General features: G+C 40.8%; 25 protein-coding genes. 22 read left to right on the top strand and 3 right to left on the bottom strand.

The genetic code is table 11. The features are described from left to right. The first annotated feature begins 32 nt into the window (after positions 1–32). The 7 genes from BSG1_RS07730 to BSG1_RS07700 all read left to right on the top strand — a co-directional run bounded on the left by BSG1_RS07730 (position 33) and on the right by BSG1_RS07700 (position 6,683). Positions 33–227: an aspartyl-phosphate phosphatase Spo0E family protein gene (locus tag BSG1_RS07730; protein WP_006836408.1), complete on the top strand. Its 195-nt coding sequence runs from the start codon at positions 33–35 to the stop codon at positions 225–227. A 391-nt stretch (positions 228–618) separates the two neighbouring features. Then, positions 619–1,554 carry a phosphate/phosphite/phosphonate ABC transporter substrate-binding protein gene (locus tag BSG1_RS07725; protein WP_006836407.1) on the top strand — a complete coding sequence of 312 codons (936 nt, stop codon included), beginning with the start codon at positions 619–621 and terminating at the stop codon, positions 1,552–1,554. 150 nt (positions 1,555–1,704) lie between these two features. Beyond that, positions 1,705–2,478, top strand: coding sequence for a phosphonate ABC transporter ATP-binding protein (gene phnC / locus BSG1_RS07720; protein WP_044022575.1), 774 nt, complete (start codon positions 1,705–1,707; stop codon positions 2,476–2,478). Next, positions 2,475–3,293 (top strand): phosphonate ABC transporter, permease protein PhnE, encoded by an 819-nt coding sequence (gene phnE / locus BSG1_RS07715; RefSeq protein ID WP_006836405.1) that lies wholly within the window; start codon positions 2,475–2,477, stop codon positions 3,291–3,293. The genes phnC and phnE (BSG1_RS07715) overlap by 4 nt, the downstream gene beginning before the upstream one ends. Continuing rightward, positions 3,293–4,090, top strand: coding sequence for a phosphonate ABC transporter, permease protein PhnE (gene phnE, locus BSG1_RS07710; protein WP_006836404.1), 798 nt, complete (start codon positions 3,293–3,295; stop codon positions 4,088–4,090). The genes phnE (BSG1_RS07715) and phnE (BSG1_RS07710) overlap by 1 nt, the downstream gene beginning before the upstream one ends. Positions 4,091–4,628: 538 nt before the next feature. Beyond that, positions 4,629–6,203: a bifunctional metallophosphatase/5'-nucleotidase gene (locus BSG1_RS07705; protein WP_006836403.1), complete on the top strand. Its 1,575-nt coding sequence runs from the start codon at positions 4,629–4,631 to the stop codon at positions 6,201–6,203. Between the two features lie 21 nt (positions 6,204–6,224). Further along, positions 6,225–6,683, top strand: a complete 459-nt coding sequence (locus tag BSG1_RS07700; RefSeq protein ID WP_006836402.1) for a MarR family winged helix-turn-helix transcriptional regulator — start codon at positions 6,225–6,227, stop codon at positions 6,681–6,683. 210 nt (positions 6,684–6,893) lie between these two features. On the opposite strand, the gene BSG1_RS07695 is transcribed toward BSG1_RS07700, so the two are convergent. Continuing rightward, positions 6,894–8,996 carry an ATP-dependent Clp protease ATP-binding subunit gene (locus BSG1_RS07695; RefSeq protein WP_006836401.1) on the bottom strand — a complete coding sequence of 701 codons (2,103 nt, stop codon included), beginning with the start codon at positions 8,994–8,996 and terminating at the stop codon, positions 6,894–6,896. A 278-nt stretch (positions 8,997–9,274) separates the two neighbouring features. Between BSG1_RS07695 and BSG1_RS07690 the strand changes: the two genes are divergently transcribed. Both BSG1_RS07690 and BSG1_RS21325 read left to right on the top strand, forming a co-directional pair. Continuing rightward, a complete protein-coding gene (locus tag BSG1_RS07690; protein WP_006836400.1) occupies positions 9,275–10,315 on the top strand; it encodes a YkvI family membrane protein in 1,041 nt (346 codons plus the stop codon). A gap of 68 nt (positions 10,316–10,383) precedes the next feature. Next, a complete protein-coding gene (locus BSG1_RS21325) occupies positions 10,384–10,509 on the top strand; it encodes a DUF6254 family protein (protein ID WP_232214214.1) in 126 nt (41 codons plus the stop codon). Positions 10,510–10,661: 152 nt separating this feature from the next. Here BSG1_RS21325 and BSG1_RS07685 read toward each other — a convergent pair whose 3' ends face one another. Then, a complete protein-coding gene (locus BSG1_RS07685; RefSeq protein WP_006836398.1) occupies positions 10,662–10,841 on the bottom strand; it encodes a YkvS family protein in 180 nt (59 codons plus the stop codon). 269 nt (positions 10,842–11,110) lie between these two features. Between BSG1_RS07685 and BSG1_RS07680 the strand changes: the two genes are divergently transcribed. The 12 genes from BSG1_RS07680 (at position 11,111) to BSG1_RS07620 (ending at position 23,782) form a co-directional block, all read left to right on the top strand. Beyond that, on the top strand, positions 11,111–11,305 hold the full coding sequence (locus tag BSG1_RS07680; protein WP_006836397.1) for a hypothetical protein: 195 nt from the start codon (positions 11,111–11,113) through the stop codon (positions 11,303–11,305). Between the two features lie 246 nt (positions 11,306–11,551). Then, complete coding sequence (locus BSG1_RS07675; RefSeq protein WP_006836396.1) at positions 11,552–12,289, top strand: SDR family NAD(P)-dependent oxidoreductase; 738 nt, start codon at positions 11,552–11,554, stop codon at positions 12,287–12,289. Positions 12,290–12,805: 516 nt separating this feature from the next. Next, positions 12,806–13,738: an AAA family ATPase gene (locus BSG1_RS07670; protein WP_006836395.1), complete on the top strand. Its 933-nt coding sequence runs from the start codon at positions 12,806–12,808 to the stop codon at positions 13,736–13,738. A 2-nt stretch (positions 13,739–13,740) separates the two neighbouring features. Beyond that, the gene (locus BSG1_RS07665; RefSeq protein WP_052302370.1) at positions 13,741–14,934 is read left to right on the top strand and encodes a DUF58 domain-containing protein; all 1,194 of its coding nucleotides are present in this window, start codon (positions 13,741–13,743) and stop codon (positions 14,932–14,934) included. Beyond that, entirely contained in the window at positions 14,904–16,196 is a 1,293-nt protein-coding gene (locus tag BSG1_RS07660) for a hypothetical protein (protein ID WP_006836393.1), read from the top strand. Before BSG1_RS07665 ends, BSG1_RS07660 begins: the two co-directional genes overlap by 31 nt. An 843-nt stretch (positions 16,197–17,039) precedes the next feature. Continuing rightward, positions 17,040–17,678, top strand: coding sequence for an ABC transporter ATP-binding protein (locus BSG1_RS07655; RefSeq protein ID WP_006836392.1), 639 nt, complete (start codon positions 17,040–17,042; stop codon positions 17,676–17,678). After that, positions 17,671–18,453 carry an ABC transporter permease gene (locus tag BSG1_RS07650; protein ID WP_006836391.1) on the top strand — a complete coding sequence of 261 codons (783 nt, stop codon included), beginning with the start codon at positions 17,671–17,673 and terminating at the stop codon, positions 18,451–18,453. Before BSG1_RS07655 ends, BSG1_RS07650 begins: the two co-directional genes overlap by 8 nt. An 80-nt stretch (positions 18,454–18,533) precedes the next feature. After that, positions 18,534–18,806, top strand: a complete 273-nt coding sequence (locus BSG1_RS07645) for a hypothetical protein (protein WP_006836390.1) — start codon at positions 18,534–18,536, stop codon at positions 18,804–18,806. Between the two features lie 376 nt (positions 18,807–19,182). After that, the gene (locus tag BSG1_RS07640) at positions 19,183–19,449 is read left to right on the top strand and encodes a phosphocarrier protein HPr (RefSeq protein ID WP_006836389.1); all 267 of its coding nucleotides are present in this window, start codon (positions 19,183–19,185) and stop codon (positions 19,447–19,449) included. Next, positions 19,449–21,167 carry a phosphoenolpyruvate--protein phosphotransferase gene (ptsP, locus tag BSG1_RS07635; RefSeq protein ID WP_006836388.1) on the top strand — a complete coding sequence of 573 codons (1,719 nt, stop codon included), beginning with the start codon at positions 19,449–19,451 and terminating at the stop codon, positions 21,165–21,167. Before BSG1_RS07640 ends, ptsP begins: the two co-directional genes overlap by 1 nt. 1,469 nt (positions 21,168–22,636) lie before the next feature. After that, the gene (locus tag BSG1_RS07625; protein WP_006836386.1) at positions 22,637–23,512 is read left to right on the top strand and encodes an NAD(P)-dependent oxidoreductase; all 876 of its coding nucleotides are present in this window, start codon (positions 22,637–22,639) and stop codon (positions 23,510–23,512) included. Positions 23,513–23,602: 90 nt separating this feature from the next. Further along, positions 23,603–23,782: a hypothetical protein gene (locus BSG1_RS07620; protein WP_044022571.1), complete on the top strand. Its 180-nt coding sequence runs from the start codon at positions 23,603–23,605 to the stop codon at positions 23,780–23,782. 55 nt (positions 23,783–23,837) lie between these two features. Here the strand turns inward: BSG1_RS07620 and BSG1_RS07615 are convergent, their stop codons facing one another. After that, on the bottom strand, positions 23,838–25,013 hold the full coding sequence (locus BSG1_RS07615) for an aminotransferase A (protein ID WP_044022570.1): 1,176 nt from the start codon (positions 25,011–25,013) through the stop codon (positions 23,838–23,840). Between the two features lie 167 nt (positions 25,014–25,180). Here BSG1_RS07615 and corA point away from each other — a divergent pair, with 167 nt between their 5' ends. Next, a complete protein-coding gene (gene corA / locus BSG1_RS07610; protein ID WP_006836383.1) occupies positions 25,181–26,176 on the top strand; it encodes a magnesium/cobalt transporter CorA in 996 nt (331 codons plus the stop codon). The last annotated feature ends 305 nt before the right edge of the window (positions 26,177–26,481 follow it).

Below are 26,481 nucleotides of genomic sequence, written 5' to 3'. Positions count from 1 at the left end.
TTCCATATACAGGCAGAAAGGTGAGAGTTTCAATGTTGTCCCCATATGACAAAATATATCGAAAAGTCATCTTGTATAGAATTGCTAAAAAACAAAAAGAAATGCTCCAGATTGGCGCGGAATATGGCTTGACTGACACTAGAACAGTGAGGAGCAGTCAGGAATTGGACAAGCTTATAACAAAGTATCAGGAAATAGATTACATAAAAAGTGCCCAACAGCATTAATTGAAGTCTCCGTGATGATAACGGGGACTTTTTTAATGGCTGTTTTCGGAATAGCCCTCGCACACTTAGCTACTCTATCTTATCTATTAAGTGGATATATTGGTTTTGTTGGTCTGAAGATGTCTCCGTGTGTACAATGTCCACATACCAAAATATAACTTTTCTTATATTAGGTTCTGTTTCATTCAGGCTCTATTAACTATAAATGAAATATAGTATATATCAAAAGTATTAGAGAAGCAGGTTTTATTCAGGATATTTATTCCAAAAAACGACAAATTTTATAAAGAAAATGTTAAAAAAGTCAAAATAGTATGGCGGAAATTAAGATAATAAGTCATAATAAAAATGTACTGAGATATTAAAAGTTTTCTAGGGAGGAAATAGGAGAATGAAAAAGTTTTTCAGTTTCATGCTAGTACTTTTGTTGGCTGTAGGCCTGGTTGCATGCGGCACTAATAACGGCGGTAACAATGCCTCAAATGAAGGAAACAGTGGTGAAGGCCAGGAAAAACCTGATACTATCGTTATGGGATTTGTTCCTTCTCAAGATTCTGACACAATTGCTGATACAGTTGAACCATTGGCAAATCGTCTTAGTGAAGAGCTTGGCATTGAAGTAGAAGGCCGGGTAATGACTGATTATACTGCACTTATAGAAGCAATGGGTTCTAATGAAGTACAAGTCGGTTTCATTCCTGCTTTCGGTTATGTTTTGGCAAATGAGCAATATGACGTTGAAGTTATCCTTAAATCTGTACGTCATGGCAGCGGAACTTACAAAGCACAATACCTAGTAAAAGCTGATTCTGGTATCGAATCACTAGCAGATCTTGAAGGCAAGATCTGGGCTTATCCGGATGCTGCATCAACTTCAGGTTTCTTATTCCCTGCAGCCCAATTGATGGACGAGTTTGATATCGAAAGTGCTAACGCATTACAAACAGAATTTTTCTCTCAAGGAATTGCAGCCGGCGGTCATGACACTGCAGCAATTGCTGTATATGAAGGTGATGCTGACGTTGCAACTACATTCGATGATGTTCGTACAACGTTGACTGAAGAATATCCGGACATGATGGAAGAAATGAAAGTCATCGGTCACACTTCTGATATTCCAAATGACACAATTTCAGTTACAAAGGATCTTGATGAGGAGCTTAAACAGCAAATCAAAGAAGTTTTCCTTTCATTGAATGAGGATCCAGAAATGATCAAAATTATGAATGAAGTATATAATTGGGACGAAATCACTGAAGCAAGTGATGAAGAGTACGAAGTAGTTAAAGAAACTTACGCGAAATTCAAAGATTCTATTTCTTTCTAATTTGAATCTAAACTTAATAGAAATGCAATCCGAGGGGGAGGTTGCTTCCCCCTTTTTTGTGCCCGAAAACCCGAATCTCAATAGGAGGACCGATGCTCGGTGCACTTATTTTTTTGTTTTATTCTTTCCAGGACTGAAGGGGGTTTCATCATGATTGAATTCAAAAACGTTTCACTGGTTTATCCTAATGGAACAGAAGGTTTGAAAAATATTAATGTGAAAATCAATGAGGGTGAATTTGTCGTTATTGTAGGTTTATCCGGTGCGGGGAAATCTACGTTTATCCGCAGTATTAATAGACTTGTCACTCCAACCAAAGGCGAGCTGCTTGTAGATGATCAAAATATTCTAAAATATAGCGGTGGAGACTTGAGAAAGCTTAGAACAAAAGTCGGCATGATCTTTCAAAACTATAACCTCGTAAAACGCTCCAATGTCTTGAAAAATGTAATGGCAGGAAGGTTAGGTTATACGGGGACACTGCGCTCCATTTTTAATCTTTTCAAAAAAGACGACCTTGCACTTGCATATGAGAGTTTAAAGCGAGTGAATATTGAAGAAAAATTGTATAACCGTGCTGATGAGTTGAGCGGAGGACAGCAGCAAAGAGTGAGTATTGCCCGCGTGCTGACTCAAAAACCGAAATATATCCTTGCTGATGAACCGGTTGCTTCATTAGATCCTCCAACATCTCATCAGGTAATGACATATTTAAAGAAAATTAATAAAGAAGATAAGATTACGACGATTGTAAACCTTCACTTTATCGACATGGCAATGGAATACGCCGATCGGATTATCGGGATGCGTGCAGGAGAGGTAGTCTTTGACGGTCCTGTTAGTGAAGTTTCCGAAAAGACGTTTGAGGAAATTTACGGACGTGCGATTCGCGAAGACGACTTGCGCGGGGGTGTAGAAGAGTGAAGACTGATTCTTCTAAAACGGCAAAGAAAGCTGCACATTCGCCTTCGCTCCTTCCAGGCAAAGCAAAGGCGAGAATTACTGCTATTTTTGCGGTCATCATCGGCTTCTATGTGTTAAGTACAATTAAAACCAATGCAACTCTGCCGGACCTGATTGATGGTATCCCGAATATGGGAAGAGTAATTGCAAAGTTCTTCCCGCCTAACTTTGCAGCGTTCAAACATATTATTGATCCGATGGCTGAGACTATTCAGATGGCTATTGTTGCTACTACCATTGCAGCAATCCTCTGTGTGCCGTTGAGCCTTCTTGCCGCTCAGAACGTGACCACGAATAAATTCGTCTATACGACTGTAAGAACTATTCTAAACATCCTTCGTACGATTCCTGATCTTGTATTAGCTGTTATTTTTGTAGGGTTGTTTGGAATCGGGATATTCCCTGGTATCGTAGCATTAATCATCTTCTCCCTGGGAATATTGGCGAAACTGATTAGTGAAACGGTCGAATCTGTGGATATGAATCCTATGGAGGCCATGCATGCGTCAGGCGGGAATACGCTGCAAAGCATTTCATTCGCCTTGGTTCCGCAGGTTCTGCCTCAGTTCACATCTTTTGTCTTATATGTTTTCGAGATCAATATCAGGGCATCTGTTGTCCTTGGATTGGTTGGGGCCGGAGGTATCGGACTGGTCCTGAATCAGCAGCTTAAATTCTATAACTATCCTAATGCGATGCTGATCATCCTGGTCATCTTTATCGTAGTGGTAGTCATTGAGTATATCAGTACTAAGATCAGGGAGGCGATTGTATAATGCAGCTTACGTTACCTCCAAAGAAGAAACGTTCGCCTTTAAACATTGTGAAAAAATGGTTGATTGTCCTTGCTGTAGCCCTTCTGTATGTTTGGACATTTACAGGTATCGACATTGATTGGGGAAGAGCGATTGAACGGATGGCGAACAACTTTACCAGGGTCATTCCTAAGCTTTTCAATCCTGAGTGGGGTGCCATAGGAAAAGTATGGACAGCGATGGTGGAAACTTTATATATTGCTTTTGCCGGTTCATTGATGGCAGCGATCATTGCGGTTCCACTTGGATTTCTTGCAGCATCCAATATGACGAAAAGTAAGGTGCTTACGACAATCGGTAAATGGATTCTCAGTGCTATCAGGGCATTCCCTGATTTGATCCTGGCGATCTTGTTCGTTGTAGCTGTAGGTCCAAATCCTTTCGCGGGGGTTCTGGCGATTGCCATCGGCTCCACCGGGATGCTCGGGAAACTTTATTCAGAAGTATTGGAATCGATTGATTTCAATATTGTAGAAGCCATGGAAGCAAGTGGAGCTAATAAGATTCAAATCTTATTCCATGGAATCATTCCACAAATCATACCTGAATTTCTTTCTTATGCTATCTATCGATTTGAGATTGACGTCCGTGCCTCAACAATACTCGGCATCGTGGGCGCAGGTGGAATTGGTACATTGATTCAATTTGCTCAGATGAACAGAAACTGGGAAGAGATGGGGCTTATCCTATTGGTCATAATCGTGGTGGTTACCATCATCGATTTCATCTCTTCATCTATCAGAAAACGAATCGTTTAATAGTAAGACTGTCCCCCCGGTGAACTCCCGCTATTTCAAGAGGAGCTGGCCGGTGGGAAGGGACAGCGAAAAGCGAAGTGTTCTTGCTCACGACAAGCGCTATTGATATAAATGGAGGGAGCCTCACTGGGGCTTCCTTCATTTTTATTGGGTGTACTTATGGTTTCATCTTTATGTGATACCGTGCGTATTCTGCTTATTCCTGTGCGCATTAGTACATAACGCGTGCGTATAATTGTATTTGCCGTGCGTTTATATGTATCCTCCGTGCGCAAATTCTTTCACCTCCCAGATAACACTTGTCTTTCCAGTGTTTTATGTCTCTAATAATGCCCTCAAGGCACATTCCGCACTCTTTTCATCTCTCAGCACCCTAAAGAGACTTCCTTAAGAGATTAGATCTTTTAAATATAGTTTCCTATATGAAAGTTGGCCGCCTTTCTTTAAAAGGACAGAAGAAGCGGCTCTGCTATATGAATTTAGTACAATCAGCAGAGAAATTTGATACAATGTCAATATGAGAGAATGCTGGAGGTAAATGATGTCACAAATTACATTGACGATTTTGGAAACTAGTGATGTTCATGGAAACATCTTTCCCATAAATTACGGAACAAATGAATTGCAGCCGTTAGGTTTGGCCAAGGCGGCAACTTTGATTAAAAAAATTCAACAAGAGAATGATTATGTCATTACCCTGGATAACGGCGATGTTATCCAAGGCACACCTTTGACCTACCATTATGTTAAATATATGATCGATGAACCGAATCCCATGATTGAAGTTCTGAATTACCTTCAGTATGATGCAGCGGTAGTGGGCAATCATGAATTCAATTATGGCTTACCTATCTTTAAAAGTGCTGTAAACCATTCCCGCTTTCCATGGCTATCCGCGAATCTTCTTGATAAGGCAGATGGCAGTCCTTACTTTGGGCAACCTTACCTTATTAAAGAATTTGGTAATGGATTGAAAGCCGCTGTACTTGGGGTGACAACGCATTATATACCGAATTGGGAAAATCCTGAACATATACAGGGCTTGGATTTCAAGGATGTTTTTGAGACGACGAAGCAATGGGTAAAGTATATCAGGGAGCATGAGAATCCTGATATGTTGGTTGTGTCTTATCATGGCGGATTTGAGAATGATCTTAAAACGGGAGAACCGACAGAGCCGCACACAGGTGAAAACCAAGGCTACAGAATCTGTTATGAAATTGAAGGTATCGATGTGCTTTTGACAGGGCATCAACACCGTCAATTAACAGAACATGTCAATGGGGTATTGATTGTCCAACCTGGATTCAATGCCCAATTTGTCGGGAAAGCAGATATAACGTTTGAAAAAAATAAAGGAAAATGGGAGATTGTTGGCAAAGAGGCCGAGCTTCTTCCGGTAGGCTCGGAGGAAGAGGATGAACATGTCTTGAAGATTGCCAATAAATATGAAACCAAAACCCAGGAGTGGCTCGACCAGCCAATCGGTTTCATAGAAGGGGATATGACGATTACTGATCCTTTAGCAGCAAGAATCGCAGAGCATCCGCTGGTTGAATTTATCAATAAAGTACAGATGGACGCGCTGGGAGTGAAAATCTCTAATACGGCTCTTTTCAATAACTCTGCAACAGGTCTCCCGAATACAGTAACGATGAGAGATATCGTTTCGAATTATGTATATCCGAATACATTGACAGCAATCGAGATCAGCGGGAAAGATATGAAGGAAGCATTGGAGCGCTCCGCCTCATATTTTCAACTGGATGAACAGGGAGAAGTTAAGGTGAACCCGGCTTTTTCTGAACCGAAACCACAGCATTATAACTATGATATGTGGGAGGGCATTCAATATACAATCAATATCAGGAATGATATCGGCAGCCGGATTGAGCATCTGGAGTTTGAAGGTAAGCCGGTCGGCATGGAAGAGAAATATGAAGTTGTAATGAATAACTACCGTGCAGGCGGCGGGGGAGAATACCCAATGTTTAAAGACCGTCCTGTTACGAAGTCCAGTCAAATTGATATGACAGAACTGCTGGCCAACTACTTCCTGAAACATAAAACAGTCAAGGCTGCTGTTAACCATAATTGGAAAGTAGTAAAATAGGCATAACTATACTAAAAGGAAATGATAGATATGGAAGAGAGAAAAGATATAGAACAATCATTGAAGCTGTTCATTGTGTTATCACGAGCTTATAAGGCAATCAATGAGGATGTCCAGGTGTTTATCCAGAACAATGGATTAAATATGACTGAATTTGCCGTACTTGAACTGCTTTATCATAAAGGTGATCAACCTCTTCAGCAAATAGGCGGAAAGATTTTATTGGCAAGCGGAAGTATTACGTATGTCGTGGACAAGCTGGAGAAGAAGGGCTTGATCAGGCGTGCAGCATGTCCAAATGACCGCCGGGTGACGTACGCACAAATCACGGAAGAGGGCAAGGAGTTTATCGGAGAACTCTTCCCGCGTCATGAAGAGCAAATCCATAAGTTGATGTCTGTTTTGGATAATGATGAAAAAGAAACAGCCATCGAGTTGCTCAAGAGGGTAGGCTTATCTATTAAGGACTTGTCTTATTAATGTGGAGAGAGGGTATTCTGACTGGAATACTCTCCTTATTTGGAAAAGTAAGGGTTTATAGCTGTCCTTTTAAGTACTGATATCTTAAAGTCCTCCAAGCTGGTGTAAAGGACTTTAAAATAGAAAATGGAAACAAAAGTCTTCAAGCTATTTTGAAGTATACAAAAAAGCCGTACTTCCACCTATGAAGGAGAGTACGGCTTTTTCGTATTATTTAATCACGATTTCTTCTTCTTCAATGACAGCAGTCATTTCTTTCTTGTCTGGATAATCCAGGATGAAGTCTGCGATGGTATCTTCGAGTTTTTCCTGGATGATACGGCGCAATGGGCGTGCACCGAAATCAGGATGATAGCCATCTGCAACAAGCTTATCTTTTACTTCGTCCGTTACGATCAGCTTAATTTCTTGTTCCTCAAGAACAGAGTATAGTTCATTCAGAAGGATATCGATGATTTTTTTCAACTCATTTGTACCCAATGAGTTGAACTCGACAATATTGTCAAAGCGGTTCAGGAATTCAGGTTTGAAATAATCTTTAAGATTATCCAAAATGGATGTTTCTTTCATTGTATGGCTGGTGAAACCGACATGTTTTTCTTTAAAGCCGACTCCGGCATTGCTTGTCATGATGATCACAGAGTCTTTAAAACTTACTGTTCTGCCTTGACTGTCAGTTAAGCGTCCGTCTTCCAGTATTTGCAGGAACATATGCTGTACATCCGGGTGGGCTTTTTCAATCTCATCCAGGAGGATAATACTGTACGGGTTTCTGCGGACCTTTTCTGAAAGCTGACCGGCCTCCTCATGTCCAACATATCCTGGAGGTGAACCTATCAACTTGGAAATGCTGTGTTTCTCCATGTATTCACTCATATCCAGTCTGATCATTGCTTCAGCCGTACCGAATAATTCCTGAGCTAGTGTTTTCGAAAGTTCCGTTTTCCCTACGCCGGTTGGTCCAATAAACAGGAAGGAACCAATTGGACGGTTCCTATTTTTGAGTCCTGCTCTGCTTCGTCTGATCGCTTTGGAAACTGTCTTAACAGCTTCGTCTTGTCCAATGACCTGACTATTCAGGTTAGACTGCAGTTCATTCATTTTCTTCTGTTCATCCTCTTGTAGTTTGCCCACTGGAATTCCTGTTTTCTTTTCAACCAATTCGTGTATCAGTTGGGGATTTACAACCGGTAATTCTTTATCTTCCTGGCTTTCCAGGGCTTTTTCCAGATTGACTTCTTCATCTCTAAGTTTGGCTGCACGTTCATAATTTTCTTCAGCTAGTGCAGCTTCCTTTTCTAATGCAATCTGTGCGAGTCTGTTGCGGGCCTCATCTTGATTTTGGTGTCCGTTTCTCAGGTTTACATGGGAGCCGGCTTCATCAAGAAGGTCTATGGCCTTATCCGGCAAGAAACGGTCCTGAATATATCGTTTTGAAAGGATGACGCAGTTTTCAATCGCTTCGTCACTGTATTTTACTTCATGATAGGCTTCATATTTCTTTTGCAAGCCCTTCAGAATCTCAATTGCGGCTTGTTCTGAAGGTTCCTTGACTTGAATAGGCTGGAAGCGTCTTTCCAAAGCAGCATCTTTCTCGATTTGCCTGTATTCCTTTAAAGTCGTCGCCCCAATCAGCTGAAGTTCTCCTCTAGCCAGAGCGGGCTTTAGAATATTCCCTGCATCCATGCTGCCTTCCGCTGAACCGGCACCGACGATCAGATGAATTTCATCAATGAATAGTAAAATGTTTTTTCTACTCTGAAGTTCCTCTATAAGAGTTTTGATTCGCTCTTCGAACTGGCCGCGGATGCCTGTGTTAGCTACTAATGAAGCCACATCCAGCAGGTAAACTTCCTTATTGAGCAATTTAGAAGGAACCTCGCCTTTTGCTATCTTAATGGCCAAGCCTTCCGCAATGGCGGTTTTCCCGACTCCGGGCTCACCGATCAATACAGGGTTATTTTTATTTCTACGATTTAAAACTTCTATCATTCTGTCAAGTTCATCATCTCGACCGATGACCGGATCAATAAGATCTGCTTTGGCGAGATGTGTTAAGTTTCTTCCGTACTGTTCCAGGAAGGACTTTTCTTCAGAATCTTTCTGATAGGATGAATTGTGAGAAGCCTGCTGATTCTCTCCAGCTCCGTTTCCGCCGAATAAATTATGGAGCGGATTGGAGTTAGCAGAATTGATCGCTGCCTTTTCACGTGTATAGCATTGGTGGCAGAGAAATAATGATTTTTTGTGACCATTGACGTTAAAATGCAAATTCACATGGGCTGTGTTTTCATGGCATTTTTGACAAAGCATGTATTATTCCTCCTCTAAAATAGTAAGTATGTTGACTTTGATTAACTTTGACTAAATCTATATAAAAAAAGACTGAACAGTTTTTATTTGATCATTTCTGATCTTAATGAAATTATACTTTGACCATTTTTGACTTTCAAGTGTTTTGTTCCAGGAAAATAATTCCTCCTGTTTTATGCTTCTTAAATCTCATGCTTGTACATAAGGTTTAATAGCGGACTTTTTATAATTTGTGGATTGCTGAATGACAGCATAGCAAGATTAGTGGGGTGAAATAGTTGAAGAGATGGAGCGGTATATTTCAATTAGCTGCAGTATATGTTGGAACCATTATTGGAGCAGGATTTGCCACCGGAAGAGAAATTGTCGAGTTTTTCACCCGTTTTGGCTTTATCGGTTTTATAGGAATCCTGATCAGCGGGTATTTGTTTATATTCCTTGGTGCAAAGATAATGGTGAAGGCCCATGAAATCAAGGCAAAATCCTTCGAAGAGTTTAATGAATATTTGTTCGGCAAGTGGTTTTCTAAATTTATGAACATCCTGATGATGCTGATGCTGCTTGGTGTAACTGCCGTCATGTTATCAGGAGCAGGTGCGGTATTTGAAGAGCAGCTTGATATGAATAAACAGACAGGAGTTTTGTTATCCATTTTCCTTGGTTTTATCGTTATGATTGTGGGGATGAAAGGATTGTTTGCAGTCAATACTCTTGTCGTCCCGATCATGATTATTTTTAATATTTCCATCATGTTTGCCACTATCTTTGAACCGGACTTTCTTGAGGCTCTAATGAAGATCCCTCATGCAGACGATGGTTGGAAAGCGGTCGTAAGCCCGTTTTCATATGCAGCATTTAACCTTGCGATGGCCCAAGCGGTTCTCGTACCAGTGGCGGCAGAGATAAAAGATATCAAAACGGTAAAGTATGGCGGCATTCTTGGCGGGATCCTGTTGACGATCATCCTGATCTCCAGCCATTTTACCCTTGTTATGATACCTAATGTGACTCTGTATGAAATCCCAATGGCCATTGTGATGAAAAGTATGGCAGGAAGTTTGTATGGAATTTATATCTTCATTATTTTCGGAGAAATATTCACTTCCATTATTGGCGGCGTTTTCGGGCTGGAAAAGCAAATGGGCAATTATTGGAATGGTAAAAAAATATTTATCACGGCCGGTATTTTCATTGTGATCTATCTTCTCAGTTTTTTTGAATACAGTCAGCTTCTTTCTTATTTATATCCGCTCTTCGGCTACTTAAGCCTATTGTTCATCATTCTATTATGGATGAAGCCATGGGATTCAACTCGGTAACTGATGTTGCATGAAACCATTCGGAAACAGCCATTATAAAAAAGACTGAAAAGGAGGAGGGAATGTACATGACAAAATCAAAACATGAAAAGGAAAGACAATGGAATGTCAGAAAGCAGGATCAGCATCCTCATGGAAAGGTTGAGTCTTTTAAAGAGTTAGAAGGAGAAAATCTCACAAAAGGCAAACAGTGACTAAATGAATAAACATGAAGATAACTGGTCATCGCAATGCTGAGTAGATACACGTTGCCGAATCAATTGGGCAAAAGTTGCATGATTACTCGGAAGTAAGTGAGTGACAAAAGCCTGGCATTCCATTTTGGGAATACCAGGCTGTTATTTTGTTATGCTTCAATGATTTTATAATTTTTATGATTGACAACTGTTTTCTCTTCAAGCTCAAGGTCGCGGTAATTTTCCATGAAAGTCAGATCGACAATGACTGAGTTTTCATTTACTTTTTCAACGATGCCTTTTAAGCCATCTTTAAACTCAATGAGGTTACCCACTTCTGCTTTTTTCACAAGTATCTCTCCTTTGTCAAAAGTTTCAGAAACAATTAATTACAGTTTGCCTTAAAATTGCAAAAAGGTAAAGAACTTTATCATAATATTATTCTAATAATCTGTAAATTATTAAAAATAAGTCCAAAATTTATATTTATGCCGTTTCTATGTAGAGAAAACTCTAATATATTCCCACAAATAGAGTACTGGTGTTAAAATTAAGGATAGATAAAAATTATTGCAGGCTAGTGTTTTTTTCAACACAACAATGAAAAGGAGTTAACAGCATGGACGAAAAAGAAGTTACAGCCATTCTCGACGAATTAAGAAATAAAGGTATAGAAGAATTCAGAGTTCAAAAAGCGGATTTTTTGGAATTCAGGAAGCATTTGATCATCCAGGAGGACTTCAAACATTTTCGGGGCATTGCCCAGCAAGGCGGAGATGTCATTTATACGTATACGGATTTGCCGAGAAGTTAAAGTCTACTCTAAGGAGCGGACTTTTTTTATTTAGTAAATTCACCTCTTTAAAACAAGCGTCTGGCCACAGTACCAGACAATTTATCCACCGGAAAGTAACCGTCTCCTCGGATCATGTGCTTGTAGAGGTATACAGTGGTCCATGTATTCTTATTCAGTGAAATCACTTGTGTAGAGCGTACTGGGGCCTAAAACGTTTATGAAAAAGCAATATTGGAAAAATGAAAGAAAAAGGAGGGCTTCAAGATGGAAAGCAAAGTAGCAATCGTAACGGGTGGTGCCAACGGGATTGGCAAAGCGATAGTAAAAGAGTTTTGTAAGGAAAATTATACTGTGATCCTCGTTGACAAAAAAGAAGAAGAAGGCCTTGAATTAACCCGTGAATTAAATGAATCCGGAAATACGGTTATTTTTAAAAAATGTGATGTAGGAAATTACGCTGAAGTCAAACACTTATTCAATGAAATAAAAGAAACCTTTCAGAAAGTCGATATCTTGATTAACAATGCTGGCATATCCAAATTTAAAAATTTCTGGGATATGGAGGAGAAAGACTGGAACGAAGTAATATCTACGAACCTTAGCAGTGTATTTTACTTTTCAAAAGAAGCAGCATTGCTCATGAAAGATATGGGAGGCTGCATTATCAATATGGCCTCTACAAGGGCAACCATGTCAGAAGCAAATACCGAGGCTTACTCAGCTAGTAAAGGCGGAATCTTTTCACTGACCCATGCGTTGGCCATGACGCTGAGTGAGTATAATATCCGGGTTAATAGCATCAGTCCTGGTTGGATTGAAACCGAAGACTATGATGACCTGAGGGAAGTCGATCATTTTCAGCACCCCTCAAATCGCGTCGGCAAGCCGGAAGACGTGGCCAGGGCATGTCATTTCTTATGCCATGGAGAAAATAACTTCATAAATGGGGAGAACCTTGTGATTGATGGCGGAATGACCAGAAAAATGATCTATGAACACTAATGGTCATATTTACTCCTTAAAAGAATGATACTGAAAATACCTATAAACCAAACAAACATAATACAGAAACTAATATTCCAGAACATAACAGAACCCTCCGATGATGTTTTATTCCATCATATGAGACATTTATGTGTAACGTTTTGAACTAGTGTGAAATTTTTTGTAAATATTGATAAGCTAAACTAAGAAGCAGTTCCAGTTACTGCTTCTTTTTTGCGTCTGCAAGCTAATCCATATGCCGCTAAACGACCATTACGTTCAATAGATCAACTCCAGCGCTGAACGTCTATCACATGTATAATTAAAGCAGCTGGAATTTACTTCAAGAAAAGTGGCGATACTGGCTAGCCGAGTAGAAACTGAAACTGTCCCGCAACTCATATTTTTAAGCAGGGGATTTTCAGTAGGGATTAATAATAGTAAGATAGAAAGTGTGGAAAATATTTGGAAAATTATAAAATCGTAAATGTTTTTTTGGTATAATTTAAAGATAATTAGAATGGGGGAGTTAAAATGTTTGTTCATGAGCTAAAAAAAGAAATCGGTAAAGTCATGATAGGTATGGATAAAGAAGTTGAGTTGTTAAGCATCGCACTACTGCAGGGAGGGCATATACTGTTTGAAAGTGTTCCCGGAACCGGTAAGACGATGCTTGCCAAGACCTTTGCCGGCTGCATTCAATCAAGCTTCTGCAGGATACAGTTCACTCCGGATGTCCTTCCAAGTGATGTGACAGGAATCCAATATTTTAACCCTAAGGAAAAAGAATTTGAGTTACGTCCTGGTCCAGTCGTCACAAATGTACTTCTTGCTGATGAAATCAACAGAGCGACCCCAAGGACTCAGTCCAGCCTTTTGGAAGTCATGGAGGAAAAGCAGGTAACCATTGAAGGAAAAACGTTAAAGCTGGAGGAGCCTTTCATTGTCCTTGCTACCCAGAATCCTGTTGAATCACAGCAAGGTACTTTTCCGCTGCCTGCAGCACAGTTGGACAGGTTCTTAATGAAAGTCCCTATTTCATATCCTGAGTTTGAGAGTGAGAGAGAGATGTTAAGGCGATTCAAGGATCAACAGCCGCTTGATCATACTCAACCGGTTATTACTCCAGAAGAGCTTAAGGAGTGCTCCAAAGAAGTAAAAGGAATTCATGTTTCAGAAGACATAGAATCATACATACTGCAAATTTCACGAAAAACAAGGGAGCATGAATTGATCGAGTTAGGAGTTAGTCCCCGGGCAAGCCTTGCTTTGTTGCGTGCTTCGCAAGGAATGGCGTATGTAAACGAAAGAGATTATGTAACTCCTGAAGACATTAAGAAAGTAGCTTCATATGTACTCAGTCATAGAATCTCATTGACTCCCGAAGCTTCACTGACCAAATCGAACGAACGTGTCATGGAAGAGCTGATTGACGAAATTGTGGTCCCGGTCGAATCGAGGGTTTGACAGTGGAATGGAATAGAGAGACAACCGATTCTTATTTGCTTCCAGCATGTATATTTTTGAGTTTGTTCCTTGCCCTGATCGGATTGATTGTTCAAAATCTGCTGATGCTGTTTGTTTTCCTAATTTCGTTTGCTCTTTTTTATGGCTCACAAATTTACCTTAACAGAGCAGGAGTCAATCTTACTTTCAAAAACGTGAGAAACAGGGAGAAATTTAACAAAGGAGACCAAGGCGAGTGGTCCTTTAAATTTGAGAATAAAGGGGTGCCGATTTTAAATGGGTCACTCATTCTCCGTTTCGATAGTGTGGTCCTTCCTATGGGAGTGGATTTTGACGAATTCCCTGGTGGGATCATCGAAATGAAGATTCCTGTTTCCATAAGCAAAAATGAGACGATTGAAGTAAAGTTTCCGGTTGAAGCACAAAGAAGAGGCTTGGCAAAAATAGAGAGACTGATTGTGGATATTCCCAATCTGTTTGGCAGCGGCGGAGTTTATATGCAATATAAGAAGCCTGTCAAATCAGAAATACTGGTTTTTCCGAGAAGTAAGCCTGTGGATGGTTTTACTTCTGCCCATACAAAGACGCAGGGAACATTTACTGTTCATAATTCTTTATTCCATGATCCTTTCCATCCAGTAGGGACAAGGGATTACGCGCCAGGTGACAGTTTTGCCAATATTAATTGGAAGGCAACTGCCAGAATGCAGTCACTGCAGACGAAGGTGAATTCTCCGGCAACAAGCAGAAACTGGATGATTACTTTGAACATTTCTGCCGATTATTCAATCACCAGCGACCTGGAAGATTTAATTGAAAAAACAGCTTATATTTTAGAAATGGCTGCAAAGAACGACATTCCATTTGGACTTGCTGTTAATGTCCGGTCATTAAATAGGACACCTTTTTACTACCTGCCGATCGGAGAAGGGAAGAAGCAGAGACAAAGAGCCCTTGAAATGCTTTCCGTCCTTTCAGTGGATGACGTCACCTTTCCTTTCAGCCTGATGTACCAATATCTGATTATGCATCATCAGGTTCCACCGGTACTGATTTCTATAGGAAAACAGGATAAAGAAAGTGAAAAGCTTTTATCGGTAATGAATCAAAGGGATGTGTCTGTTTTCCAGTTGGAAAATCTTAATGGACAAGGAGTTTTGCAAGCATGGAAACAGCAATTCAGGAAATTCGCTTAAAGACAAGGAGTGCGTACATTGCCAGAGTATCTGTTAAGTTAGTTGCAGATGCTGTAATCCTATTGGCGATTCTCACTTTCTTCACCGATGAGTATGCTTTTTTGTCAGAGTGTGTCCCTTTCATATTATTATCCATTCTCATCACTATACCCTTATTATGGGGTGGAATGGAGTCCAGCAAAAAATTCAATATTTTCTTTGCAGGAGCAGGGGGGACTCTCTTTCTGATAGGTCAGTTCTTTCTGGGTCTTCCATGGTGGTTATCGGTTTTACTTTTGTTCTTGCTGCATTGGAGGGTATCAACTCACTTAGAAGAGGAAAGAAATTCACGGTTTGAAATAAGCGTAGGTTTTATGCTGGGGCTTATGACTGTGTCCCTCTTATCCTATGCATACCAAAACATTTACCATAAACAGCCAGCCGAGATCATCTTGATCCTATTTGTCACCGGAATGCTTGTTTACAGCGGGGGGACTTACATCGTCAGGTACGCTGAAAGTGCAGAGCACTCCAAGAGATCAACAAGAGCAACTTCAGCCAAGCTGCCTTTGATTTTTTTAGCGGTACTGGCAGGTTTCTCTGCCGTTCTTGTATTTTTGAATGAAGCAGTCAGTAATCTATTGAACAGTGCCTTCCAGGGATTTTTCTGGGTCATTTCCTTTTTAATAGACCCCATTTGGAATTTGATAAACTGGTTGTTAGGATTTATATCCCCAAAAGGTGCAGAGGAACTGGAATCAATGAAAAATTCTCTTGAAAAAATGCCTTACGAAGTTACTCAGGAACAAGCAGAAAAAGGTGGGGAGCTCTCATTCGCATGGTGGGATGAGGCATTGATAGGAGTTCTGATTAGTATCATCCTGCTGTATATTTGGAGACGTTACAAGAATAAGGGCTGGACTGAGACTGAAGATTCCACAACACATGCGGGCTATTCTTCATACAAGGAAGCTGAACCGGCCAACCGTGAAAGCCGTACATTAAATGTAGGGTATTCCAGCGCCAACAGTGAAATCAGGAGAAGCATCTTTTCTTTGGAGAAACTGGCGGAAGAGAAAGGGATGTTCCGGTTAAATGGTGAAACCCTTCAAGAATGGTTCTCCAGATTGGGGTTTCAAGAGGAGCCGGAATTTTATCGTCTTTATGAAGAAGTCAGATATGGAAATAAAGAGGTTCATGCTGACAAAGTGGCTTGGTTTAAACAGTGTGTAGTGAGAGTGACCGTCAAGATAAATCAAGCAGAAGGTGAAAACAGAGCATAAGAGAGATTTTCAAATTCGGTTTTCCAGTGAAAATAGTTAATTCGTCAATCAAACCGCAATGGAAAAAGGACTACTTGGACAATAAGAAAAGCAGTGGATGTTTTATCCATTGCTTTTTAATTTGACTTGATAATAAGCTGCAGTAGAGTTGTAAGATCACCTTAACATCCTATGGGAGCTGAGTTTGTTATACAGCGATGTTCCTTCAAGAGATATAAGACTAAAGGACTTTGCAGACCTTTACAATAACACAAGGGTTAATTAATGGTTGAGAGAATCTGCTGGATCAAAGTAGTCCTTCCCTATGGTTGAATCAGAAAAAGAAGAGAATCAACCAGGTCAAAGTGGTCCTTCGACCTGGTGGAATTCAAAAAGAAGAGAATCAACCAGGTCAAAGTAGAGGTTCGACATGGTGGAATTCAAAAAGAAGGGAATCAACCAGGTTAAAGTAGTCCTTCGCCTTGGTTGAATCAGAAAAAGAGAAAATCAACCAGGTCAAAGTAGAGCTTCGACATGGCGGAATCAGAACAAGAGAAAATCGGCCCGGTAAAAAGAGGTGATTCGAAGCTTTGAAATTCAAAAGAGGCTATACTGGCCAGCGACTAGCAGATTTCCCCCAACTACCTTACGTCAAATCATCACAACTTCCTTCGTTTGGTGTGATTCCTTTATCTCGTGCAGTAGATCTTCAATCCGTACTTCACATCCCCCTTTAAACAAGCAACAATATTTCCCCTGATAAATTTACTCGAAAACAAAACAAGTCAGCATAAGTACACTTAATTTTGGGTAAATTTCCAACTATAACTGTACCTTAGAGTTTCAATTTAAAGAGGTGATTCAATGTACAGATTAGAAAATGTCTCCTACCATGATATTATTGGTTCCTTGTACTTGGAATTTAAGGAAGGAGCAGTCTCCTGCATGACAGGTCCCAGCGGTGCAGGAAAATCAACAATACTCAAATTCCTTAACAAAATGATCATTCCCACTGGTGGTGAAATTTTATTTCAAAATAAGCCTTTGAAAGCCATCGATTCCATAGAGCTCAGAAGACAGGCGGTTATGCTTCAGCAGGAACCGGTTATATTTGACGGAAGCATTGAAGATAATTTGCAAATCGGCCTGAAGTTTTCCTGTGGAAATCCTGCTTCAAGAGCTGAGCTGGAAGAAGCATTAAAGATGGTCATGCTTGAAAAGCAGTTAAATGAAGATGCAAATAAACTATCCGGCGGCGAAAAGCAGCGATTGGCACTTGCGAGAATATTCATCATGAAACCAAAAGTATTTCTTCTAGATGAACCAACTTCGGCCTTGGATTCAGAGACCGAGATGAAAGTTATGGGGAGATTTCTGGATGCAGTAAAAGGTAGGGAAGGCACAGTCATTATGATAACCCATTCCCCGACAGTTGCTGAACGTTTTGGTGATGAGAATATACATATACCCCTGAAGGGCAAAACAGGTGAATGTAATGAATGAGGGAATAATCAATATTGAACTGACAAGGCTGATTGCTGCTTATATATTTGTTCTCGTCCTTCTCTTCATTGTAAAAACAAGAAAAATTTCAAGAGAAAAGCAAATCGCCATAGCCACTCTTAGAATGACCATTCAATTGATTGTGGCCGGGTACATCCTTACTTATATATTCGAAAACCCACATCCGCTGCTGACCGTTTTGATCATTCTCTTTATGGAGGTTTTTGCGATACGGAATGTGTTTAAACAGGTGAAGGCCGCGCTTTCCGATCAGATGAAGAGAATCATTACCATCTCCATGCTTTCAGGCAGTTTAGCGAGTCTGCTTTATTTTAATTTAGTCGTTATCAATTTTTCGCCATGGTATGAACCAAGATACTTCATCCCCATTGCCGGAATGATTATCGGGAACTCCATGACGGGAATTACTCTTGGTGTCAAAACACTCCTCCAAGGGTTCTCTTCTGAAAAGGCGAAAATCGAGGGAGCATTGATGCTGGGTGCAGATCCGCAAACAGCTGCCAAGCCGTATGTAGATCACGCATTCGACTCAGCCGTTTTGCCGACCATTAATAACATGCTCGGTATGGGCATTGTATTTTTACCAGGTATGATGACAGGACAAATTCTTTCCGGAGTCAGTCCTCTTCTGGCTATAGAGTATCAAATAGCCATTCTGCTCGGTATTTTGGGAAGTGTTTCCCTGACAGTCATTCTGTTCATCCTTTTAGGGTACAGGACTTTTTTTACAAAGGACAGCAGGCTTCAAGATTAATCTCTATTCCTATCAGTTCTATTCTTTTATTCTCCCTCATAAGATTTAGTAGAATAGATCGATAGAGAGGAGCAGGTAATGTGAATATCGAAGTGGAGCAAGCGCTGAAGGTGAAAAGTATTGCTTTGGATATCATTGAAGAACTCCTGAGGGACGAAGCTCATTACAGGGAAAAAGACTTGAAAAATGCAGCAGAATTACTATCGAGGTGTGTGTGTGATCTGGTCAATATTTATGCGGGCATTACCGAAGTTCACGAAACTGCCTTGCAAGGGACAATTGCAAAAGCCAAAATCAGCTACAATGCAATTGTAAACAATAAGCAAAAGTTGCAAGAACCAGTCAAAGAGTAGACTGGATTAAATAGAGGACTATTCAGCGATAGTTTGGCTGCCTGTTTTTCAGGCAGTTTTTTTATCTTCAACAGTCATGGACGTTTAATTCAGGCTGACGAGGGAAATCTAATGGAAAGCATCCTTGAGTAGTGAGAAAATAATGGTAAAGAAAATGCCTGATTTTGGTCATAAGATGTCTAATTTATGAAAATAATAAAAATATCATGCTTTACAATTGTTAAACTTCAATTTGCATGCTATTCTTTTAAATTGAAAAGGCTTATATTCAACCCGTATCTACGGTATATAATTTGGATGTTGAGGGAATTTTCTGTTTTTTCTTCATTTAAATTTTAAAGCTGAAAATAAACAATAGTTAAGGAGAAGATTTATTATGGCACAAAAACAATTCACAGTAACAGCTGATACAGGAATCCACGCACGTCCTGCAACACTTCTTGTTCAAACAGCAAGCAAATTTGATTCTGAAGTTCACTTGCAATATAAAGAGAAGAAAGTAAACTTAAAATCAATCATGGGTGTTATGTCTTTAGGTGTAGGTAAAGGTGCAGATATCACAATCATCACTGAGGGAAGCGATGAAGAAGAAGCATTAAACAGCCTTGAAGAAACATTGAAAAAAGAAGGACTGGCAGAGTAATGTCAAGTATGCTCAATGGAATTGCAGCATCAAATGGCATTGCCATTGCTAAAGCCTACCTTCTTGTGGAACCTGACCTTTCTGTTGAAAAAAAGGAAGTAGGAAACACAGAAGAAGAAGTAAACCGTTTTAGAGAAGCACTTGCGACTTCTAAATCTGAACTGGAAACAATCAGAGAGAAAGCAAATGAAGATCTTGGTGCGGATAAAGCGGCAATTTTTGATGCCCATTTACTTGTTCTAAGTGATCCCGAGTTGATTGCACCTATCGAAGATAAGATCAGTAATGAAAAAGTCAATGCCGAAGCGGCTCTTAAGGAGACTGCGGACATGTTCGTTTCAATGTTTGAGAGCATGGACAATGAATACATGAGAGAGCGTGCGGCAGACATCCGTGACGTTACGAAACGGGTTCTTTCACATCTGCTTGGTGTTCAGGTTTCGAATCCTAGCATGATTACAGAAGAAGTCATTATTATTGCAGAAGATTTGACTCCATCAGATACTGCCCAACTTAACAGGGAATTCGTAAAAGGATTTACTACAGATATCGGCGGAAGAACATCTCACTCAGCCATCATGGCGCGTTCAATGGAGATTCCTGCTGTTGTCGGTACCAAAGAAGTAACATCCGAAATTAAAAACGGTGATCTTGTTATTGTTGATGGGTTGAATGGGGAAGTACATATCAATCCTACACAAGAAGTGGTTGAGCAGTATAAAAAGGAACATGAGCAATATGAGAAGCAAAAAGCCGAGTGGGCGAAACTTGTCAATGAAAAGACAGTATCTGCTGACGGTACTCATGTAGAGCTTGCTGCTAATATCGGTACACCAAAAGACTTAGAAGGTGTCATCAATAATGGCGGAGAAGCTGTCGGTCTATATCGTACAGAGTTTCTATACATGGGAAGAAACGAACTTCCTAGTGAAGAGGAACAATATGAGGCATATAAGGCTGTTCTTGAAGGAATGGGAGACAAGCCTGTAGTGGTAAGGACTCTGGATATCGGAGGAGACAAGGAACTTCCATATCTTGATCTTCCTAAAGAGATGAACCCTTTCCTGGGATATCGTGCGATTCGACTTTGCCTGGATGAGCAGAGCATCTTCCGCACTCAATTAAGAGCATTGTTAAGAGCAAGCAGTTATGGAAACTTAAAAATCATGTTCCCGATGATCTCCAACCTGAATGAATTTAGAGAAGCTAAATCCATTTTGGAGGAAGAAAAATCTAAATTGGTTGAAGCAGGCGAAAAAGTCGCTGATAAAATCGAAATCGGTATCATGGTGGAAATTCCATCGACGGCTGTCATGGCAGATGTGTTTGCCAAAGAGGTTGATTTCTTCTCAATCGGAACAAATGACCTCATTCAATACACAATGGCTGCAGACCGTATGAACGAGCAAGTTTCTTACTTGTATCAGCCATATAATCCGGCGATTCTGCGTTTGGTCAAAATGGTTATCGACGCAGCTCATAAAGAAGGCAAATGGGCCGGTATGTGCGGTGAGATGGCCGGAGATGAAATTGCAATCCCTATCCTCCTTGGACTGGGCCTTGATGAATTCTCCATGAGTGCCACTTCAATCCTGAAGGCGCGTTCTCAAATCCGGAATCTGAGCAAATCAGACATGGCAACTCTTGCAAATGAAGTATTAGAACTTGATACTAACGACAGTGTGATTGAAGCTGTTAAAAAAGCGATTAATCTATAAAAAAATGATTCAAAAGGTGAAATGAGGGTAAACAAGTACTACATCAGCGGTAGACTTATTCAGCCTTTTCATTCTCATTTCCCCCTACTTTTCCAGGTGTTCACGCACCTGGTTTTCTTTTTGACCGACATTAATCATTATAATTGATGTAAGCGCTTTTTTAAAGGGTAAAAATATCAAAAATTTTTTAAATAGAAGGTTTAGCCTTTTGAATTCAGGGTATTCTATTAGTAAGCATAAAGTTGGAGATTCTCTTTTTACAACCCCCTTTTCCTTTGGGCCTGCGTTTGCAGGTCCTTTTTTTATGTGCAATTTTACTATAAGTAATTCCTTTAGAGAAGGATTGAGAAAAAGAAAATATCCCCCGCCGTGCAATCGGAGCGCAGTATGTCATTAGTACCTGAATCCGCAAATGATACTTCGCGCAACCCTCGTGCGGTGTGTCATTAGCATCTGAGTCCACAAATGAAGCCCCGCGCACCTTGAGCGCGTGTTGATATAAGCATCTGAATCCGCAAATGAAGCCCCGCGCAACCCTCGCGCGGTGTGTCATAAGCACCTGAATCCACAAATGAAGCCCCGCGCACCTCGAGCGCGTGTTGTCATAAGCACCTGAATCCACAAATGAAACCCCGCGCAGCCCTCGCGCGGTGTGTCATAAGATCCTGAATCCGCAAATGAAGCCCCGGGCAACCCTCGCGCGTGTTGTCATAAGCATCTGAATCCGCAAATGAAGCCCCGCGCACCTTGAGCGCGTGTTGTCATAAGCATCTGACTCCACAAATGATACCCCGCGCACCTAGAGCGCGTGTTGTCATAAGATCCTGAATCCACAAATGAAGCCCCGCGCACCTCGAGCGCGTGTTGTCATAAGCACCTGAATCCACAAATGAAGCCACGCGCACCTTGAGCGCGTGTTGTCATAAGCATCTGACTCCACAAATGAAGCCCCGCGCACCTTGAGCGCGTGTTGTCATAAGATCCTGACTCCGCAAATGAAGCCCCGGGCAACCCTCGCGCGGTGTGTCATTAGCACCTGAATCCACAAATAAAGCCCCGCACACCTTGAGCGCGTGTTGATATAAGCACCTGAATCCACAAATGAAGCCCCGCGCACCTAGAGCGCGTGTTGTCATAAGCATCTGACTCCACAAATGATACCCCGGGCACGAGCGCGTGTAGTCATAAGCACCTGAATCCGCAAATGAAGCCCCGGGCAACCCTCGCGCGGTGTGTCATAAGCACCTGAATCCGCAAATGAAGCCCCGGGCAACCCTCGCGCGGTGTGTCATAAGCACCTGAATCCACAAATGAAGTCCCACGCTAGTATACAGTGTTGAAGTTTCTTCCTCACTCAACTGGAAACCAACCACTCTCATTTTCATCGCTCTTACAAGCAGCGGGTGTTTTAATTTTAGTTCGATGGAAAATTTAGTATAATTAAATGAAAAACTAGGGGGAGGAAAACAATGAGTATAGAAACAGTAAAAGTCGGCTTTATAGGGACAGGAGTAATGGGGAAAAGCATGGCACTCCATCTCATGAAAAAATACAATAATCTTCATGTCTACACAAGAACGAAAGAAAAAGCTCAAGAACTGCTTGATCTGGGAGCACTTTGGAGCTCTTCACCAGGAGAACTTGCTTCCTCCGTCGATATTTTGTTTACAATAGTGGGGTATCCTCAGGATGTAAAGGAAATTTACTTTGGAGAAAAAGGTATATTGGAAAATGGAAAAATGGACTTAATTGCCGTTGATATGACTACATCCAAGCCGAGTCTGGCTCAGGAAATTTACAAAAAAGCAAAATCAAGGCGAATACATACACTCGATGCACCTGTTTCAGGTGGGGACACCGGTGCAAGGAATGGAACGCTCTCTGTTATGGTGGGCGGAGACCAGGATGTTTTCGAGAAAGCCAAACCTTTCATGGATTCTTTTGGAGAAAACATCCGCTATCATGGCCAAGCAGGATCTGGACAGCATACGAAAATGGCCAATCAAATTGCCATTGCTTCCAATATGATCGGTGTCTGTGAAGCTCTGGTTTATGCCAGAAGTGCGGGCCTGGACATGGAGGAAGTACTGAAGACAATCTCCGGTGGAGCTGCAGGAAGCTGGTCCCTGTCTAATCTTGCTCCAAGGATGATTGCCGGCAATTTTGAGCCGGGCTTCTTTGTAAAGCACTTTATTAAAGATATGGCTATTGCAATGGAAGAAGCTGAAAGGATGGAATTGTCCCTGCCTGGCTTGTCATTAGCCAAAGATTTATATGAAGAACTGCAGTCACAAGGAGCAGGGAACGACGGAACACAGGCCTTAATAAAATTATGGAAAGAATAAACCAGATCGCCCCTTCAAAAAATAAACATGTCGGTGGTGAGTTATTTCAATTTAAAGCCGAACGAATGTAATCCTTGGAGGGTGATGAATTTGGCAAAGCGTACGAAAAAGAATGATGCTGACCAGAAAAATAAAAAAGGCTTTGATTCAGCCGTTATAAATCAGGAATTCGCACATGAATTTGGAAGTGCCGCAGCAAACAAAGCCCACAAAGAAAAAGCAAAAAAAGAGAAGGCCTCTAAAAACAACGGTAAATATAAGGGGCAATAACGGAATTGAACTCAACAAAAAAGGACCGTGAGTGGTCCTTTTTTGTTAGTTTTTATTAACGGCTTCCTTCACTAGTCGGTTTGGTGTCCTCGACGAACGCCTGAAGCCTTTCCATTCCTTTATACAGTTCTTCCATCGAACAGGCGTAAGAGAGCCGGAAGAAGCCTTCTCCTGCTGATGAAAAGCTGTTGCCTGGGACGACCCCTACCTTATATTGCTTAGCCAGTGTAAGGGCAAAGGTGAATGAATCCGCCTTGAAGTAATCAGGGATTTTTAAAAAGAAGTAAAAAGCTCCATCAGGTAAGATTACTTGAAAGCCCATTTCTGTTAGCCTCTTCGATACATAATCTCTTCTGATCTTATATTCAGCTTTCATTCCATCTGAATCATTTATGCCCTCAGTCAATGCTTCAAAAGCAGCCTTTTGTGAAATGGACGATGCACAGGAGACGTTGTACTGATGGACTTTCAGTATGTGTTTGGCAAGGTTTTCAGGAGCGAAAACCATCCCGATTCTCCAACCTGTCATCGAATGTGATTTTGATAAACCGTTAATCACGATCGTTTGTTCCTTCAAGAAGGAGGCCATAGAAGTATGTTTCCGGTCATAGGTCAATTCACTATAGATTTCATCTGCAAGAATGAATATATCTTTACCTCGTACTAGATCAGCGATTTCTTTTAACTCATCTGCTGTAAGACTGACGCCTGTTGGGTTCGATGGGTACGGAAGGATGATGCATTTAGTTCTGGTTGTTATGTATTTTTTTAACACACCGGCATCTAGTTTAAATCCGTTTGGGACTGTGTCTGCAATGATAGGAGAAGCTCCGCACAATCTGACGATGGGTTCATAGCCAGGATATACAGGTCCCGGTAAAATGACTTCATCTCCTGCATTCAATATGGTCCTTAAAGTCGAGTCAATACCTTGAGAAGCCCCATTGGTAATGATGACTTCTGAGGACGGGTCAAAGGAAACGTTGTATTTTTTCTTATAGAATTCAGAAGCCGCTTCCCTCAACTCCAGGAATCCTGCATTATGGGTATAAGAAGTGAAGCCCTCATCAATCGCTGCTTTGGCCGCTTCTTTTACGTGAAGGGGAGTTGGGAAATCGGGTTGCCCTAGTGTAAGGGATACCATGTCATCGATATCTGCGACCATGTTAAAGAACTTGCGGATACCGGAGATCTCGATTTCTTGAACTTGTTTATTAAGTAAATGTTCCATGATTAACACCTTCTCTTTCAAACTTGCTTCATATTTTACCATGTTTAGGTCTTTAAAACGATATTAAAGATTAGTTCGTGTGGTAAGGGGGTAATGATAATAGTACATAAAAAAGATTACCAATAAAGATTGTCTAAATATCAATAAATGAAGTCAGGGAGTATAACATGATAAGAACAACAGTTGTAAACATGAATGGGGATGTCCTTCATAATGTTCCCGTTGAAGAGGTATACAAAGACGATATTAAGTGGTACTGGGTAGATTTTGCCCAGCCTGATAAAGAGGAGGTAAAGCTGCTCCATGAGTTCTTCCATTTCCATCCGCTCGCTGTAGAAGATTGTATAGAAGATTTTACAGAGAGACCCAAGCTTGATTTTTATGATAACTATTTTTTTCTTCTGCTGCACACGATGGATCATAAGTCGCTGGATTTTCATGAAGTCAATATGTTTGTCAGCGATCATTTTATCGTCACCTTTCATAAGCGTCCTGTAAAAGTCGTGGAGGGCGTCTGGAAGAGAGCTTCGGAAATGAAAAGCGGGAATTATACTACATATAATATCATGCATGAAATCATCGACGGACTAGTTGATGACTTTTTCCCTATAGTGTATAAAATTGAAGATAGTTTGAATCAAGTGGAGGATGTCCTGGAAAACTCCAACACGTCTGAGATGATGGAGAAGCTGTTTGATATCAGGCATGATATGTCAAAGCTGCGCAGGTCACTGATCCCAATGAGGGATTTAATGTACAGGATTTTGAATTCAGGCAGAATGAATTTTCTTAAGGAGCATCAACTCTACTATAATGATGTATATGACCATTTATTAAAACTGGTGGAAATGCTCGAATCATACAGAGAGTTTTCCTCGGATATCAGGGATAATTATCTATCCATCAATTCCGATAAGATGAACAACATTATGATGACATTGACTGTCATTACAACGATATTTATGCCGCTGACATTCATTGCCGGCTTATATGGCATGAACTTTGCCTATATGCCGGAACTGGATGAGAGAAATGCTTATTTCATTGTCCTGAGCATCATGGGAGTCATTGCGCTTGGGATGTTTGCGTTTTTTGTGAAAATTGGCTGGCTCAATTTTGGTATGAGAAGAAAGAAGAAGCGCCGTAAAATAAGGTTGAGGTAAGTCCTGAGAGCTCCCTGATAGAGGGAGCTTTTTAGTTTGGCTGAACGGTTTAATAGTTGGATCCCATCTCAGTCTTCTTGCCAAAACAGTAATAATTGATGAAGCCTTCACAATGTGTGGATAGTTGCCGATATAGAAAATGAGTGTAGTTTTTAACTTAAGGCTTTTTTCGCAAAGTTGGGGCTTACATATATTAATTCCTATCTTTGCATAAGCAGGGGCGTGTAAAGCGTAAGGTGCCAGTCCCGCGGCGTCACGCACCTAAAGCGGAAATGGCTTACTAATTATTAGGCTTTTTTAGATAA

The organism is Bacillus sp. SG-1 (genome assembly GCF_000181495.1).
GTDB lineage: Bacteria > Bacillota > Bacilli > Bacillales > Bacillaceae_B > Rossellomorea.
This window is presented reverse-complemented; position numbering and strand designations above follow the sequence as displayed.

Bases quoted from the DNA above. Each gene is read 5' to 3' on its own strand.
- BSG1_RS07730 (WP_006836408.1), top strand. From the start codon at position 33: ATGTTGTCCCCATATGACAAAATATATCGAAAAGTCATCTTGTATAGA.
- BSG1_RS07725 (WP_006836407.1), top strand. From the start codon at position 619: ATGAAAAAGTTTTTCAGTTTCATGCTAGTACTTTTGTTGGCTGTAGGC.
- phnC (WP_044022575.1), top strand. From the start codon at position 1,705: ATGATTGAATTCAAAAACGTTTCACTGGTTTATCCTAATGGAACAGAA.
- phnE (WP_006836404.1), top strand. From the start codon at position 3,293: ATGCAGCTTACGTTACCTCCAAAGAAGAAACGTTCGCCTTTAAACATT.
- BSG1_RS07705 (WP_006836403.1), top strand. From the start codon at position 4,629: ATGATGTCACAAATTACATTGACGATTTTGGAAACTAGTGATGTTCAT.
- BSG1_RS07700 (WP_006836402.1), top strand. From the start codon at position 6,225: ATGATAGATATGGAAGAGAGAAAAGATATAGAACAATCATTGAAGCTG.
- BSG1_RS07695 (WP_006836401.1), bottom strand. From the start codon at position 8,996: ATGCTTTGTCAAAAATGCCATGAAAACACAGCCCATGTGAATTTGCAT.
- BSG1_RS21325 (WP_232214214.1), top strand. From the start codon at position 10,384: ATGACAAAATCAAAACATGAAAAGGAAAGACAATGGAATGTCAGAAAG.
- BSG1_RS07680 (WP_006836397.1), top strand. From the start codon at position 11,111: ATGGACGAAAAAGAAGTTACAGCCATTCTCGACGAATTAAGAAATAAA.
- BSG1_RS07675 (WP_006836396.1), top strand. From the start codon at position 11,552: ATGGAAAGCAAAGTAGCAATCGTAACGGGTGGTGCCAACGGGATTGGC.
- BSG1_RS07670 (WP_006836395.1), top strand. From the start codon at position 12,806: ATGTTTGTTCATGAGCTAAAAAAAGAAATCGGTAAAGTCATGATAGGT.
- BSG1_RS07660 (WP_006836393.1), top strand. From the start codon at position 14,904: ATGGAAACAGCAATTCAGGAAATTCGCTTAAAGACAAGGAGTGCGTAC.
- BSG1_RS07655 (WP_006836392.1), top strand. From the start codon at position 17,040: ATGTACAGATTAGAAAATGTCTCCTACCATGATATTATTGGTTCCTTG.
- BSG1_RS07650 (WP_006836391.1), top strand. From the start codon at position 17,671: ATGAATGAGGGAATAATCAATATTGAACTGACAAGGCTGATTGCTGCT.
- BSG1_RS07640 (WP_006836389.1), top strand. From the start codon at position 19,183: ATGGCACAAAAACAATTCACAGTAACAGCTGATACAGGAATCCACGCA.
- ptsP (WP_006836388.1), top strand. From the start codon at position 19,449: ATGTCAAGTATGCTCAATGGAATTGCAGCATCAAATGGCATTGCCATT.
- BSG1_RS07625 (WP_006836386.1), top strand. From the start codon at position 22,637: ATGAGTATAGAAACAGTAAAAGTCGGCTTTATAGGGACAGGAGTAATG.
- BSG1_RS07615 (WP_044022570.1), bottom strand. From the start codon at position 25,013: ATGGAACATTTACTTAATAAACAAGTTCAAGAAATCGAGATCTCCGGT.
- corA (WP_006836383.1), top strand. From the start codon at position 25,181: ATGATAAGAACAACAGTTGTAAACATGAATGGGGATGTCCTTCATAAT.